We start from the raw sequence: 14981 nt of genomic DNA on the forward strand, positions 1-14981 counted from the left end.
TCTTGCGCAGCCCGGCGGTTGGGGCCTTGGGGCTTCCCGCCTACATCAGCGACCTAGCGCCACGCAGAAGCGGAGACAGCCTTGCCCCAACGTGACCTGACCGAAGGCAAGGTATCCCTCCATCTCGCACGGCTCGGCCTGCCGATGGTCCTCGGCGTCGCCGGGGTGATCTCGGTGAGCATCGCCGACACCTACTTCCTCGGCCAGCTCGGCACCGAGGAGCTGGCGGCGATCAGCTTCACCTTCCCCATCGTGCTGACCGTGACTAGCCTCGGTATCGGGCTAGGCGCGGGCGCGACCTCGGTCCTCAGCCGCGCCATCGGCAGCGGCGCGGGGTCCGAGGCCAAGCGGCTAGCGACGGACAGCGTGGTGATCGCGGCCCTTCTGTCGGCACTGGTCTGCGGCGCGGGGTTCCTCTTGGCGCGGCCTCTCTTCTCCCTGATCGGGGCGGAGGGGGAAGTGCTCGGCATGATCGTCGGTTATATGCGCATCTGGTTCGTAGGCGCGCCGTTCCTCATCCTCCCCATCGTCCTTCAGGGCCTGATCAGGGCGAACGGCGACAGCGTGGCGCCAAGCCTGATCATGGTCGGCGGGGCGGCGGTGAACGTGGCGCTGGATCCGCTGCTCATCTTCGGCGTCGGCCCCATCCCCTCCCTCGGCGTCGAGGGCGCGGGCTGGGCCACGTTGGGGGCGAGGGCGGTGATGATGATCGCCGCGTTCTGGGTGGCGACAAGGCGGGACCACCTTCTGACGAGAGCGCTGCCCAGCTCCAGCGAGTTCGCAAGCTCGGCCAGGAAGGTGCTGAAGGTCGGCGTGCCCGCGGCGGGCAGCAACGCGATCAACCCGGTCTCGATCAGCATCGTGACGGCTATCCTCGCCACCTACGACCACCAGACGGTGGCAGCCTTCGGTGTGGCGAGCCGCATCGAGACCTTCGCCACCATCCCCATGCTGGCCCTCTCCAGCGCCATCGGCCCGGTGACGGGGCAGAACTGGGGCAAGGGCGAGCGGGCGAGAAGCCGAAGGGCCGTGCGCGACAGCTTCTTCTTCGTCGTCTTGTGCGGTCTGGGTTTGGGAGGAGCGTTCTTCTTTCTCGGCGGGCCGATGGCGGCGCTGTTCTCGGACGACACGGTGGTGCAGAACCTCGCCCGCGGCTACCTCGCCATCGTCGGGCTGACCCTGGGCGGATACGGCATCGTCATCACGGCGAGCGCGGCGCTCAACTCCGTCGACAAGGCGGTGACGGGGCTTTTGGTCACCATGCTGAGGAGCTTCGTCCTCTACGTGCCTCTCGCTTACGGCGCCTCGATCCTGTGGCCCTCCTGGGTGGTGTTCGCGGGCATTGCGCTGTCCAATATGAGCGCGGGTGTGGTTGTCTGGTTCTGGACCTTCCGCGCCATGCGGGACCGGGGGCGGACGGGTGAAGCCGTACTGCAGGCGGCTTGAAGTGTTACCTGTCGCAAACGAGTACCCGTTCGCCCGCTTACCCTTTCGTCCGTCTCTTTCTGGCGCTCACCACGGCGAAGACCGTGGTGCCCAGCTCCTGCTGGTGCGTTCTCGTTCTGCCTTCAGGTGATGGGTCCCACGGTCTTCGCTGCGCTGCGCCGTGGGAAACCGGTGGGGGAGGTGGTTCAGCACTCATAGCTGCCGCTAGGCAGTTGTTGCAAAGAAGCGGGGAGAAGTTCGTAGGGCGGACGCAGGTAGGCGGGCACCTTTCCCACGACCCAACCGTCGCAAGGTGGCCGCTGCTCGCGTCCACCCTACTACTGGCGGCCGGTCCCCCCGCCCTGATAGGAGGAGGGAGAAGGTAGAGAACAAACCTCTCTCGCCAAGAACGCGAGCGAAGCGCAGCGAAGTCGAGCCGGCGCTCAAGTAGCGAGCGCGAGCGAGCGGTAGCGCCACTAAAACAAAGTACACGCCCCTTCATTGGCGGGGCTGACGGCCGCTCTTAGAGGGGCAAACATCTCGCGGCCTAGGCCGTCATGGCTGTTGACGCGGTGCTGGGCGGCTTCGCGGTTTTCGAGGTCGTCGGTTTCTACCGTCAGCGTACCGGCTTCGGCGTCCAAGGTCACGATGTCCCCGTCGCGCACCTTGGCGATGGGGCCGCCGCGCAGGGCTTCGGGGGTGACGTGGATGGCGGCGGGGGTCTTGCCGCTGGCGCCCGACATGCGGCCATCGGTGACGAGGGCCACCTTGAAGCCCTTGTCTTGGAGGACCGCCATGGGGGGCGAGAGCTTGTGCAGCTCCGGCATGCCGTTGGCGGCAGGGCCTTGGAACCTCAGTACAGCGACGAAGTCGCGCTCGAGCTTGCCTGCCTTGAAGAGGTCGAGGAACTCCTCCTGCGTGTCGAAGACGATGGCTGGGGCCTTGACGTGGCGGTGCTGGGGATCGACGGCGGAGGTCTTGATGACCGACTGGCCTAGGCTTCCTTCGAGAAGTTTGAGGCCCCCTTGCGCCGCGAAAGGGTTGCTCGCGGGGCGGAGGATGTCCTCGTTAAGGCTCTTCGTAGGGCCATCGCGCCAGACCACCTCGTCGCCCTTGAGGAAAGGCTCTTTGGTATAGTCCTCCATACCGTGGCCCACGGCGGTGACGACATCCGTGGCCAGAAGACCCGCTTCGAGGAGCTCGCGGGTGACGAAGGCCATGCCGCCCGCCGCGTGGAAGTGGTTAACGTCGGCCGAGCCGTTGGGGTAGACCCGCGCCAGAAGCGGCGTGATCTTGGAGAGATCGGCAAAATCTTCCCAGGTCACGATCACCCCTGCCGCTCGCGCCATGGCGACGATGTGCAGCGTGTGGTTGGTCGAGCCGCCGGTGGCGAGGAGCCCGACGATGGCGTTGACGATGCTTCCCGCGCTGACGATATCGGCAAGGCGGTGCTCGGTCCCCATCTCGAGGACGCGCCTCGTGGCCGCTTCGGTGAGAGCCTGGCGAAGCGGGGTGCCCGGATTGACGAAAGCGGCGCCGGGGATGTGAAGACCCATCATCTCCATCATCATCTGGTTGGAGTTGGCGGTGCCGTAGAAGGTACAGGTCCCCTGGCTGTGGTAGGAGGCCATCTCGCCTTCGAGGAGCTCCTCACGTCCGATCTTGCCCTGCGCGTAGAGGCCGCGGATGCGCGCCTTCTCCTTGTTGGGCAGGCCCGAGGTCATCGGCCCCGCCGGGATCATGAGGATGGGCAGGTGGCCGAAGCTCAGTGCACCGATGAGGAGGCCGGGGATAATCTTGTCGCAGACGCCGAGGCACACGGCAGCGTCGAACATGTCGTGGGTCAGGGCGATGCCCGTGGCCATGGCGATGACGTCGCGGCTGAAGAGCGAGAGCTCCATGCCGTCCTGGCCTTGGGTGACGCCGTCGCACATGGCGGGGGTGCCGCCTGCGACCTGAGCCGTGCCGCCTGCCTTGCGCGCGGCCTCCTTGATCTGGTCGGGATAGTCCTTGAACGGCGCATGGGCCGAGAGCATGTCGTTATAGGCGGTGACGATGCCGATATTCTTGCCGCCCGTCCTGATGCGGAGCTTGTCGCCTGCTTCCGCGGCGGCGAAGCCGTGGGCGAGGTTGCCGCAGGAGAGGCCGTCGCGCCGTGGGCGCCCTGCCATGGCGTCGCACTTCTGGATATAGGCGGCGCGGGCCTCCCGGCTGCGCTCTTCGATGCGGCGGGTTATGTCCTGAACGGTGTGGGTCATGGCGGGTCCTCCTATGGAGCCCAGTAGGTGACGAGCTGCGCCGGTTCGGCAGCCAGGAGCGCGCTGATCGGGTGCTCCCGCGGGGTGGAGCGCTTGGCCTCCTCGAAGACCTCGCGCTTGTCCTCCCCGGTGATGAGAAGAAGAATGCTGCGCCCACGGAGGATGGCCGGTAGCGACATGGTCAGGCGCTCATAGGGTGCATTGTCGGGTAAGGGGTCCGGGGCCACATGCATGACGTCGGGCGCGTCCCCCGACAGCACCTCCTCCAGGTTCGGAAGCTGCGGGAAGATCGAGGCGAAGTGCCCGTCGCCGCCCATGCCGAGAAGGATGAGGTCCTGGATGGGCAGGTCCCGCCCCGCTTCCGGCGCCCTGAACCGTGCATGACGTCCCGCGTTCTGAAGGAGGGTGCTCTCCACGAGAGCCTGGTTGGAGTTCGTGCGGTCTTCCGAAGGGGTCAGACGCTCATCGGCGAGGGTGACGACGACCTTCTCCCAATCCACGCTCTCCTTCGTGGACAGAGCTTCGTAGACAGGACCGGGCGTGGAGCCGCCCGATAGCGCCATATGCGCCTCGCTACGCTCGACGATCGCTGCACGGAGGGTGGAGGCGATCAGCTCGCCAGCGGCGCGCTGCAGCGTCTTGCGGTCGTCGAAGGTTCGAAGCTCACTCATACCAGCTATCCCCGTTACGTTCGGTCAGGACGTGCTTGGCTGACGGACCGGCGCTTCCGGCGCGGTAGCCCTTCGGCTCCATGCCGCGCTCTCGCCAGGCATCGGCGATGCTGTCGATCCAGCGCCAAGCGGCCTCCTGCTCATCCCTCTGCACAAAGAGGGAGGGGTTGTCGAGAAGCGCGTCGAGGATGAGCTGCTCATAGGCGATGCGCCGCCTCGCGCCGTTGTTGCGCTCCACCAGGGATAGGTTGAGGGGCAGCTCCTCCAGCGGCATGCCCTCGGCGGAGAGGCCGGGCTGCTTGTTCATGATCTGCAGGGTGATGCGTTCCTCAGGCTGCAGAACGATGTGAAGCTCGTTCTCGCTGACGCCCTGGCCGAAGATGGAGTGGGGCAGGGGGCGGAAGGCGATGACAACTTGCGTCTTGCGCTCCGCCATGCGCTTGCCCGTCTCGAGATAGAAGGGAACGCCGGCCCAGCGCCAGTTCTGGATCTCGGCGGCGACGGCGACATAGGTCTCCGTGCCGCTATCAGGGTTCTCGACGTCGTGGCGGTAGCTCGGCGCCTGACCGCCATTGGGGCAGAAGCCCTCACTATACTGTCCGCGTACGGTCTTCGACTCGACATTGTCCTTGGTGATCGGTGCCAGCGACTTGAGCACCTTCACCTTCTCGTTGCGGATCGCCTCGGCGGAGAGGCTGGAGGGGGGCTCCATGGCGACGAGGCAGAGGAGCTGCAGAAGATGGTTCTGCATCATGTCGCGCATCGCGCCGTACTCGTCATAGTAGCCGCCGCGGCCCTCGGCGCCGACCGTCTCGGAGATCGAGATCTGCACGCTCTTGATGGTCTCGGAGTTCCAAAGCGGCTCGAAGATGCGGTTGGCGAAGCGCAGGGCGACGAGGTTCTGCACCGTCTCTTTGCCCAAGTAGTGGTCGATACGGAAGGTCCGCTCCTCCGAGAACGCCTTCGCTACCGTGTCGTTGATCTCGATGTTTGATTCGAGGTCGTAGCCGATGGGCTTCTCCACCACGCAGCGGTTCGGCGCGTCGGCGAGGCCGTGGCTCTTGAGCCCGCGGCACACCTCACCGAAGATCGAGGGAGAGGTGGAGAGGTAGTAGACGACCTCCTTCCCGCAGCCGCCCTCGTGGATGATGCGGGAGAGCTCGTCATACCCCTCCGGTGTCGTGACATCGAGGCTGAGATAGAAGACCCGCTCCAGGAACGGCGTGAGATCGTGGTCGATCTCCTTGCCGCCGCGCTCCCTCACCGAGGCCTCGACATCGGCGCGGAACTCCTCGTGGCTACGCGGCGAGCGGGCGCAGGCGATGATGCGCAGGTGATCGGGCAGGAACCCTTCCTGGTGCAAGTGGTAGAGCGAGGGGAACAGCATGCGCTTGGCAAGGTCCCCGGTGGCACCGAAGAGGACGAAAGTGTCGGCCGTCATCGCCTTTCTCCCTAGCTGCCGAGGTTGGACAGAACGGCGGCGGCGTCGTAGCTGCGCGGATCGTCGGGCTTGGCGCCGTTGCCCATGACGATCTCGAGCCTCGCCGTCGCGCTCTCGCTGCCGCTCCCGCCCAAGGGGACGCTGACCCCGAGCCCTACGCCCGAGCGCCTGCCCCCGGTGCTGCCGCCGATCCCGACAGAGGAGCGCGGCGAGGCGCTGCGCTCCCGGTCGACATTGCGGGCGGTCACGGTGAAGTGGTCGAAGCCCTTCTGCCGGGTCAGCTCGGCGGCGCGGCGCAGGGCGCCGTCCTCGGCCTCGATGGGGCTCTTGGCCTTGTAGCTGACGCGGTAGCGCGTGGTCTCGATGGCCTGCTCGCGATAGCCGAAGCCCGACCCTTCGGCAGGGCCGTAGGCAGGGGTTCCGGCGCATCCGGCGGCGAGAAAGACAAGGGCGGCGGCGGCCATCTGATGGTGCTTCATAGCTCTTGTGTTAAGGCGAGACGGGCGGGCCGCCAAGCAGCACCTGCAACAAGGCCGCGCGAGCGGTTTTCCCCTTGCCAAGCCCCGCCCCCCTGGTCTATTCGCCCGCCCCTACGCAAGAGGCGCCGACGTGGTCGCCCCCCGCGCCCCGGCGCGGCCAGCTCTCGACCGAAGAGCGAGACCACGCCCCCCGCGCCGCTCGCGATGGAGAGGTGCCGGAGTGGTCGAACGGGGCGGTCTCGAAAACCGTTGAGCGTGCAAGCGTTCCGAGGGTTCGAATCCCTCTCTCTCCGCCATTTTGGCTCGATAAACGCCTGGATTTACTTCGAAAATCGCCTGCTAGTATCCATCTCTATCAGCCCAATCCCCCACACAACCCCCCAGGACGTTACGGTAGGCTTTGGGGTCAGATGTTGTCTTATGACCGCGTGTGACCCCCGGCAGCGTGCTGCCAGGGGTCTTTTTGGTGGTCAGGAGCGTTGGCTCTCCACCCAGGTTTCGAGGTCGCGCCGCCACCACATCAGGCGGCGGCATCCTGGCACCTGTGCCCTGTCCGGGAAGGCTTCCTTCCGCATCCATCGGTAGACGGTTGGTTTCGAGGGCCTGAAGCCCAAGAAGCCTTCCAGCTCTTCGTACGTGACGAACGCAGGTCGAGGTTTGAACGTCGGCATCGTCATTCCGCGTCCTCCGTCACGAAGGGGATCGTGCGCCCGCTTTTCTCTTGGTGCTCGAGGACCCTCGCTATCCAATCCGTGAAGCTCGCATCTGTCCATAGCATGGGGCTCATGGAGACGGGTGCCGGGAAGTTGTTTGTCTCGATGAGAAACAAAAGCACTTCTTTTGGGCACCTCAGACCCCTGTTCACCATGTCGGCGTAGGACACATGCCCTTCAGGCTTCGACCCCAGGTCCGGATGATGGCTGGACAGGAGAGGCAGCATGCTCTCGTAGCGGAAGTCCGTGCCGTCGTGGTGAGAGCGGTCTACCAAACTCAGCCTCCTCATGCCTCGCCCGCCCCGTGAGCACGACCCGCAATACCGTCCGGCGGGGCGAGGGTTAGCCTTCGCCATGCTGAGAGACGGGCTTGCGTCCATCCTGCTGGGTCGAGCTGCTCAGGCAGGGGGAAGAGCCCCATTCTGACCAGCGCGGTGACCTCGCTCGCGGTGAGCGGCAGGCCGATACTCTTCTCCAGATCGGCGATACCGACCATCTTCACTTCTTCTGACATGGATGCATGTCTCCTTAGGTTTTGGATCGGCACGCAGAGGAGCGGGCTTGCGCGCATGGGCAGGCGGGAAAACGTGTGTGAAGAGGACGCCTCGGCCCGAGCGCATGGGTAGATCCGCGCGCTATGAAGGGACCGCCGGTGCTCGGCATCTGGTGTAGAAGAAGGCGTTCGCGGAAAAACGCAGCCTAGTAAGCGCACGGATAAACCCCGCACGTCTCTCCAAGCAGGTCCTTCAGGAACTGCGTGTATTTGGCCTGCCGCTACCTTTCGGCTGCGGCACCAAAGAGGCGTACTCGTCCATGCTGCTGCGCATTGCGAACGCAGCGGCACGAAGAGTGCCGGTAGTCGTCTGCCCGAGTCTGTGCCCGAGCTTGTTATGCCGGACCTTTTTGGCAGCCGTCTGAGGCAGCCTCATGCCCGTATGCCCCACTCACCGGAGGGGCGCAGTCGAAATGATCGAAGGCCTGGTGGCCCGGTTACCGGGACAAGAACGCGCCCGTCCGAACGATTGTAACCTTTTTGCACCCACCCTGCCGTCGGCAGAGCTTACGTGTACAAAACCGAATACCGGACGCAGCCGAATGGACACCGAGCGTCTTGCGACCCTTCTCGGTCAGGTGCCTCATCGCCAGCTGCCGCAGCAACCAACTACCAAGACTGCCGCAGCGGCCCTGGATGGAGAAAGACTGCGCCAGAACCTTTTGGGACGTCAAACCGAAAATGCGCCTTCCGGATCACATCGTGTCGAGCTGTGTCAGTTGCTCTTCCTAAGGAAGATTGGGCCATGAAAAGGCTTAGAACGCGGCGACAACGCCGCCGCACCGGTACTGGCCCAACCTCGCGAGGCACGCGCGGCCCTCTTCCAACTTCAAAAGGGAAAGGCGAAAGGAAAGGGATGAAGAGGAAAGGCCCTTATCTAGAAAAGGGGAAAGGGCACGCACGAGGGCGCGACCCGGTTCAGGAGCCCATCAGCGAGATGGTACAGAAGACCCGCTATCGTCCGTTCGCTGAAGCAGCTTCGACAACCCTTGTCACTGAAGCAAACCCTGCCAGACGGTTCGGTTGCGACAGCTGCATCGCTCCGATGCCCTTTCGCGCGCACGCGCCGCTTCTTTCTGCCCCTGGGGCAGCCCTTTCGGGATTGGCCTCTTGCCGTTCCAACCCTTAACTTGCCCTTCGGCCTTTCGGGGCAGGCCGATAGATCAGCTAGAGGCCGCAGATTGGGCGCTACAACGGTATGTTCGCAACCGTCTGGATTAGAGAGCAGCGACACTCATCCGAAACATGATGGCGAGCCGGAAATGACCCCCGGGCTGTTCCTCATTCCGATTGAGTCAGCGTTTGCGTTGCCGAAGATATATCCCAACGCAAACGCTGATTTGGAGATCGAAGTGACTACTTGTCAGGCTGCCCCGCTTGAGAGGGACAATATCTCGAAAGCGCTAGCCAAGTCCCACTCTCCGCACTTGGGTTGTCGTTGTGTGTGACTATGTCACGAAATATCCGATGCCGTTGAAAAAGGAGCGTGCGAGCGGCCCCGAACAGTGATTCACTTCATCAGTTGACGGAGGGAACGTTCGGCATGATGGGTAAGCTCGATGGCGGCGAGGAGAAGCTGTTTTATGCCTTCTCGCTCGAAGATGCGGTTCCTCAGGATCATCTCCTTCGTCGGATCGACCGGTTCCTGGACCTGAGCGAGCTGCGCCCCTTCTACAGCTCGATTGGAAGGCCGTCGGTCGATCCCGAGTTGATGGTGAGGATGCTCCTCGTTGGGTATTGCTTCGGCATCCGGTCGGAGCGGCGTCTCTGCGAGGAGGTGCATCTCAACCTCGCTTACCGCTGGTTCTGTCGCCTCGGGCTTGAAGACCGGGTACCTGACCACTCGACCTTCTCGAAAGCGCGCCATGGCCGGTTTCGCGAAGCAGGTCTGTTCCGATCCCTCTTCGAAGCCACGGTACGCCGCTGCATGGCTGACGGTTTGGTCGGCGGGGAAGGCTTCGCGACCGACGCTTCCTTGATACATGCCGACGCGAGCAAGAACCGATCTGCTTGGAAAGGTGAGGCTGTCGACTGGGAGGATCCACAGATCGCCAGCCGTCCGGTTGTCGAGTATCTCGATGCATTAGATGACGGGCCCAAGGTCACAGAGAAGAAACGTGTCTCACTGACCGATCCTGCAGCGCAGTGGACCTGTGCTCATGGCGGGCCAGCGCACTTCGCCTGGGCAACGAACTACCTCGTCGACGTCCAGGCGTCGGTCATCGTGGACGTCGAAGCGAGCCCTGCGGTGAGACCAGCCGAGGTCGCTGCCTCCCGCCGGATGGTGGACAGGACCGAGGAGCGGTTCGGTCTCAAACCGAAGCGTCTCATGGGGGACAAGGCTTACGGCAGTGCCGAGATGCTGTCGTGGATGGTGAAGGAGAAAGGCATCGAGCCGCATGTTGCGCTGTTCGCGCAGCCAGATCGGAAGAAAGCCGATGGCGTTGGCCGTGGCGACTTCACCTATGATCCCGAAGAAGATGCGTACACGTGCCCAGCTGGCAAGAAGCTCAAACGGTTCCGCCGAGAAGCGCGAGCGAAGAAAGCGAAGCCGCCGCCGGATCAGGTCTACCGCTACTATGCCCTGAAGGCCGACTGCGACGCTTGCCCGCTCAAACCAAAATGCTGCCCGAACCTACCGATGCGCAAGCTGCCACGCTCGATCCACGAAGACGCCCGCGACAAAGTGAGAGAACTACAGCGTACGGAGGCTTACGAGGTCTCCCAGCGGGACCGAAAGAAGGTCGAGATGGCCTTCGCCCACCTCGAACAGAACCTCGGCTTCCGCAGGCTGCGGCTTCGCGGTCCGACCGGCGCTCAGGACGAGTTCCTTCTCGCAGCCGCAGTCCAAAACCTTCGGAAGCTAGCGTGCAGAGTAGCGTAGTGGCCGACCGACCTGGCTGAGGTCATGATCTGGTAACGGACCCAGCCGAGAAGAGGCCTCAACGGAGGCTACCAGCGCGACGGCGAAATCGCCGAGGGGCATCAATCGCGCCTGGCGCCGACTTCTTCAACGGCATCATCCAATTGCAGACATCGGCCAATAGACAATAGCGACGCTACCTAGTTTCTGATCCGGCCAACGAGCGAACAGCAGCAGAAAAGCTCTGAATCCTCAGTGGGCCGGGAAGGCGATGCGAGACGTACTGGAACTCGCTCGGTCTGGCGTCTCTTTTCGTAGAGCGGCATGGCAAAACAGTGATGGCATCAAATTGACACAAAGTGCCCGCTGCTAGCCCGCAATACCTCGCTTTCGGCGACGCTGCAGGTCAGCCCGCCCAGGCGGTCCGTTTTCTGTAGATCGTCGAAGGGTTGATCTCCAACAGCCTAGCAGCTTCCTGAATATTTCCTTCCGTGACGGCGAGAGCGCGTTCGATGGCGCGGCGCTCGATCACATGGAGCGGTTCGACGACTGCGGTAGCCTCTTTCGCAGACGGTGCGGCGAAGGGAGCGGAGGGATCACCGACACCATCGAGCCGAAGCGCTGCCGACAAGTCTTCCGCCGTCACGAGAGAACCGCCCGTCGCAGTAAGGATCATCGTTCGCCTGACGGTGTTCAGCAGCTCACGCACGTTCCCCGGCCAGGTATGCGAGGCCAGCATCGCGCGAGCGCCCTCGTCGAAGCCCGTGTGCGCCCCGCCCGTCTCCTTGGAGAAGCGCCGAAGAAATTCCTCCGCCAAGAGAATGATGTCGGACCCTCGCTCTCGGAGGGGAGGCATTACGACCGGTACGACGTTGAGGCGGAAATAAAGATCCTCGCGAAGTCTGCCCTCGGCGATCGCATGCTTTGGATCGCGGTTGGTAGCTGCTATGATGCGGATGTCGGCGCGACGTTCCTTCGATTCGCCGACGCGCATATAGGTGCCAGACTGAAGAAGCCTCAGGATCTTCGCCTGAAGCCCGATCTCCATCTCCCCTAGCTCGTCAAGGAAGAGTGTGCCACCATGGGCGCGTTCCGCTGCACCCTCGCGGTCGGCGACCGCTCCGGTGAAGGCGCCTTTGACATGGCCGAAGACCTCGCTTTCGAGCATGTTCGGCGAGATCGCGGCGCAGTTCAGGATGACCATCGGCCTGCCGCTGCGAGCCGAGTTCTGGTGGATCGCCTCGGCCGCGAGCTCTTTACCCGTACCGCTCTCGCCGGTGATGAGGACGCTGGCGTCGGTCGGAGCTGCAGCCTCGATGATCCGCTGGACGGCCTTCATCGGTAGCGAGCTTCCGAGCATTGCGGACGAAGAGGTGGCGGCTTCGGGGCGCGTCGCTGGATTGGCTGGCGCGGACCCCGACCTGTTCGGCTTCTCGCCGGTGCGCACCCACACCTGCTCGAGGGCGGCAATCATCTTCGGCCCGCTGAACGGTTTGACGAGAAAGTCGCTCGCGCCCTCCCGCATCGCCTCGACGGCGGTGCCCATGGAGCCGTTGGCGGTGATCGCGATCACAGGAACGTCGCGACCTTCCTTTTGCAGCCAGCGGAGGAGCTTGAGGCCACTACCATCGGGCAGGTGGAGGTCGAGAAGAACTGCATGGGGCTCCGCGCGCTCGATCTCGTCGATACCCGCCGCGCAGGTTTCGACCACGACAGTCTCCATCCCGGCACGACGAAGGAAGCCGTCATAGGTTCGCGCCATGGAGGGGCTGTCTTCGATGATGAGGACGGTCGTCTTCATGATGCGGCCCTCCTCGAATGATCGGCAACGGCCTTCTCTGTCTCTTCGATGAGGGTGACGAGACCGGGAAGGCGCCTCATCACCTCGCTCGCGCGTCCCTCTTTGGAGAGGCCGTCGAGCTCCGCTGCCAGGGTCTGAAGAGGAAGCGCTCCGACATTGGCGGCTGAGCTCTTGAGCGAGTGGATCTGGCGGAAGATGTCGTCCTGCTTATCCATCGACGCCTCTCGCAACGTCGCCTTGTAGGCCGCGAGCTCGCCGAGGAACATTTCGAGGACTTCGGCGAAGAGGTCCAGGTCATCGTCCCATTCGTTGACGGAGGTGTCCGGAGTCAGAAGGTCTCGGGTCATCGAAGATGTCCTTGCTGTGCTTGCGCGGATGACGGCGTCGATCAGCTCGTCGATCGCGATGGGCTTGCTGACATAGCCACTCATGCCAGCCTCAAGGCATCGTTCCTTGTCGCCGCGGAGGGCGTGGGCAGTAAGGGCGATGATCGGAAGATGGAGAAACGATCCGCCCCGCGCGCGGATTTCCCTCGTGGCCTCGAGGCCGTCCATCTCCGGCATCGAGACGTCCATCAGAACGATGTCGTAGTCGCGCTCGGTCGTCATACGGAGAGCCTCGACGCCGTCCCGAGCCCGATCGACCGTCGCGCCGTGACGCTCCAGTCGACGCGATACGACGAGCGCGTTCGTGTTGCTGTCCTCGGCGAGCAGGATCGAGAACCCGTTGAGCGGCACGATGCCGTTTTTCTCAGCCGGATCGCTGTTCGCCGAGGGATGCTCTAAAACGGCCGCTGAAGCGGGAACGACCACGGAGAAGCGTGATCCCACACCCGGCTGGCTCGCCGCCGAGATCGTCCCGCCCATAACGGTGATCAGGTCGCGGCAGATCGTCAGGCCAAGGCCCGCGCCGCCGTAACGTCGGCTCAAGCCGGTATGGGCTTGAGTGAAGCGATCGAAGAGCTTCGGGAGGACGTCCTCGGAGATACCGATGCCCTGGTCAACGACGTCGAAGGCGAGAGACTGGGCCTTCAGATCGTAGTCGATCTCGACACGGACGCGGCCCGAGGGCGTGAACTTGACGGCGTTCGAGAGGAGGTTGGTCAGGATCTGGCGCAGGCGTGCACCATCTCCCTCCACGGCCTCGGGGGTCTCGGGTGCGATCTCGACATCGACTGTGACCTGGCGGTCCGCGAACGTTGCCAGGATCACGGATATTGACTGATCGACGAAATCACGTGTTCGGATGGGTTTCTTGTCGATGTCGATCTCGCCTGCCTCGATCCGGGACAGGTCGAGAAGGTCCGAGAGAAGCGTCAGAAGGGAGTCGGCAGATGCGGCCGCCTGTTCGAGATACTGGGTCTGGACGTCCGTGAGCCTCGTTTCGCCCATAAGGTCGAGAAGGCCGATCACGCCGTTGAGGGGCGTACGCATCTCGTGGGACATAGAAGCCAAGAAGTGCGTCTTCGCGACATTGGCCGCCTCCGCCGCTTCCTTGGCTTCGGTTAGGGCGAGGTTCGCCTCGGCGACTTTCGTGATGTCCTGGACGGTGCCGACGATCCGGTAAGGACGACCGCTTGTGCTCTTCAGGCATTCGAACCGGGTTTCAACGGTTCGGACGGAACCGTCGCGCAGAACGATCCGGTGGGTGATGTCCGCGTCCTGCCCTTCGTTTACCGCATCGATAACGCATCTCTCGATGGTATCTGTGTCATCGGGATGCAGATATGGCCTCAGGCTATCGGTGGTCGGCACTCCTTCGGACGGGTCGATGCCGAAAATCGAGTACGTCGCAGGCGACCAGTAAAACATACCCGTCTTGATCTCCCACTCGAAGCTGCCGAGTTGGGCGAGACGCTGTGCGTGGGCGAGGAGCTTTTCGTAGCGATCACGCTCCGCCTCGTGTTGCTTGCGCTCGGAAATATCGCGCACCACACCATGCACGAGAGGTCCTCCGCTGGTCTCGACCTGCCTAGCGGAGAGCTCCGCGGCGAACGGTTTGCCATCAGCGTTCAGAAACTCCGTTTCGATACTGACTTCACGGCCTTCTACGACGTCCGCGAGCGCTTCTTTTGCATGAGCTAGCGCCGTTTCGGGGTGCAGCGAGCGAACATGCAGACCGATCGCATGTTCGCGGGATAGGCCGAGGAGGCTGCTAGCCTTGCTGTTCAGATCGACGATCGTGCCATCGACTGTATGCACGATGATGGCGTCGGTCGAGAGTTCGAACAGGTTCTGATACTTGTTCTTCGAGGCGCGGACTTCTTTTTCAGCCTCCAGACGAAGGCTGATGTCCCGGAGATAGGCCGTGAAGTAGTGTTCGCCGCAGCACTCGACCGGCGTGATCGCCAGCTCGACGGGGATCTCGTTTCCGTCCGCACACAGCGCTTCAATTTCGATCCGTTTACCGATGACAGGGCCGTCACCGGTCTCCTTGAAGCGCTCCATCCCGGCGATGTGCATCTGGCGGAAACGCTCCGGCACCAGAACATGGGCAAGGTTCTTGCCGATGACATCGGCGCGCCGATAGCCGAAGGTTGAGCAAGCGGCGGGGTTGAACTCGATGATGGAACCGTCGCCGTCGATGATGACGACGCAATCGAGTGCCTGGTCGATCACGGCGTTTCTGAGGGCGATCTGGAGCTCGCTTTCATCGTTTATCATGTCCTCGCCTCGCCTCATCGTGCTCTCCCGCAGGTCATCCATCGCCATGTCACGCTCCCTCGTATTGAGCTTCATGATTCAGATGCCGTGCCGGGCAGCAGACACCGAAAAGTC

10 protein-coding genes and 1 tRNA gene are annotated in these 14981 nt (G+C 63.3%); 3 read left to right on the forward strand and 8 right to left on the reverse strand.

Features of this window, described 5'->3' with window-relative positions:
- Positions 1 to 81: 81 nt before the first annotated feature.
- On the forward strand, positions 82 to 1446 hold the full coding sequence (locus tag NOG11_RS00920; protein ID WP_256617743.1) for an MATE family efflux transporter: 1365 nt from the start codon (positions 82 to 84) through the stop codon (positions 1444 to 1446).
- A 455-nt stretch (positions 1447 to 1901) separates the two neighbouring features.
- On the opposite strand, the gene edd is transcribed toward NOG11_RS00920, so the two are convergent.
- From edd to NOG11_RS00940, 4 genes are read right to left on the reverse strand one after another with little or no spacing between them, the layout of a single operon-like run.
- Complete coding sequence (gene edd, locus NOG11_RS00925) at positions 1902 to 3683, reverse strand: phosphogluconate dehydratase (protein ID WP_256617744.1); 1782 nt, start codon at positions 3681 to 3683, stop codon at positions 1902 to 1904.
- A gap of 11 nt (positions 3684 to 3694) precedes the next feature.
- Entirely contained in the window at positions 3695 to 4354 is a 660-nt protein-coding gene (locus NOG11_RS00930; protein ID WP_256617745.1) for a 6-phosphogluconolactonase, read from the reverse strand.
- Positions 4347 to 5795, reverse strand: a complete 1449-nt coding sequence (gene zwf, locus NOG11_RS00935; protein ID WP_256617746.1) for a glucose-6-phosphate dehydrogenase — start codon at positions 5793 to 5795, stop codon at positions 4347 to 4349. Before zwf ends, NOG11_RS00930 begins: the two co-directional genes overlap by 8 nt.
- A gap of 11 nt (positions 5796 to 5806) precedes the next feature.
- The gene (locus NOG11_RS00940) at positions 5807 to 6274 is read right to left on the reverse strand and encodes a CC0125/CC1285 family lipoprotein (RefSeq protein ID WP_256617747.1); all 468 of its coding nucleotides are present in this window, start codon (positions 6272 to 6274) and stop codon (positions 5807 to 5809) included.
- Positions 6275 to 6480: 206 nt separating this feature from the next.
- Between NOG11_RS00940 and NOG11_RS00945 the strand changes: the two genes are divergently transcribed.
- Positions 6481 to 6570 (forward strand) — tRNA-Ser (locus NOG11_RS00945).
- Positions 6571 to 6947: 377 nt separating this feature from the next.
- Here the strand turns inward: NOG11_RS00945 and NOG11_RS00950 are convergent.
- Together NOG11_RS00950 and NOG11_RS00955 are read right to left on the reverse strand one after the other, a co-directional pair.
- Positions 6948 to 7262, reverse strand: coding sequence for a hypothetical protein (locus NOG11_RS00950; RefSeq protein WP_256617748.1), 315 nt, complete (start codon positions 7260 to 7262; stop codon positions 6948 to 6950).
- A gap of 11 nt (positions 7263 to 7273) precedes the next feature.
- The gene (locus NOG11_RS00955) at positions 7274 to 7501 is read right to left on the reverse strand and encodes a hypothetical protein (RefSeq protein ID WP_256617749.1); all 228 of its coding nucleotides are present in this window, start codon (positions 7499 to 7501) and stop codon (positions 7274 to 7276) included.
- 1582 nt (positions 7502 to 9083) lie between these two features.
- Between NOG11_RS00955 and NOG11_RS00960 the strand changes: the two genes are divergently transcribed.
- Complete coding sequence (locus tag NOG11_RS00960; RefSeq protein ID WP_256617750.1) at positions 9084 to 10424, forward strand: transposase; 1341 nt, start codon at positions 9084 to 9086, stop codon at positions 10422 to 10424.
- Between the two features lie 385 nt (positions 10425 to 10809).
- On the opposite strand, the gene NOG11_RS00965 is transcribed toward NOG11_RS00960, so the two are convergent.
- The gene (locus NOG11_RS00965) at positions 10810 to 12204 is read right to left on the reverse strand and encodes a sigma-54-dependent transcriptional regulator (RefSeq protein WP_256617751.1); all 1395 of its coding nucleotides are present in this window, start codon (positions 12202 to 12204) and stop codon (positions 10810 to 10812) included.
- Positions 12201 to 14915: a PAS domain S-box protein gene (locus NOG11_RS00970; RefSeq protein WP_256617752.1), complete on the reverse strand. Its 2715-nt coding sequence runs from the start codon at positions 14913 to 14915 to the stop codon at positions 12201 to 12203. The genes NOG11_RS00965 and NOG11_RS00970 overlap by 4 nt, the downstream gene beginning before the upstream one ends.
- Positions 14916 to 14981 lie beyond the last annotated feature (66 nt).

The sequence above is a fragment of the Parvularcula maris genome (assembly GCF_024505085.1).
Taxonomy (GTDB): Bacteria; Pseudomonadota; Alphaproteobacteria; order Caulobacterales; family Parvularculaceae; genus Parvularcula; species Parvularcula maris.

Coding starts and splice junctions, on each gene's coding strand:
- NOG11_RS00955 (WP_256617749.1), bottom strand. CDS start 7,501: ATGTCAGAAGAAGTGAAGATGGTCGGTATCGCCGATCTGGAGAAGAGT.
- edd (WP_256617744.1), bottom strand. CDS start 3,683: ATGACCCACACCGTTCAGGACATAACCCGCCGCATCGAAGAGCGCAGC.
- NOG11_RS00960 (WP_256617750.1), top strand. CDS start 9,084: ATGATGGGTAAGCTCGATGGCGGCGAGGAGAAGCTGTTTTATGCCTTC.
- NOG11_RS00970 (WP_256617752.1), bottom strand. CDS start 14,915: ATGGCGATGGATGACCTGCGGGAGAGCACGATGAGGCGAGGCGAGGAC.
- NOG11_RS00940 (WP_256617747.1), bottom strand. CDS start 6,274: ATGAAGCACCATCAGATGGCCGCCGCCGCCCTTGTCTTTCTCGCCGCC.
- NOG11_RS00965 (WP_256617751.1), bottom strand. CDS start 12,204: ATGAAGACGACCGTCCTCATCATCGAAGACAGCCCCTCCATGGCGCGA.
- NOG11_RS00930 (WP_256617745.1), bottom strand. CDS start 4,354: ATGAGTGAGCTTCGAACCTTCGACGACCGCAAGACGCTGCAGCGCGCC.
- zwf (WP_256617746.1), bottom strand. CDS start 5,795: ATGACGGCCGACACTTTCGTCCTCTTCGGTGCCACCGGGGACCTTGCC.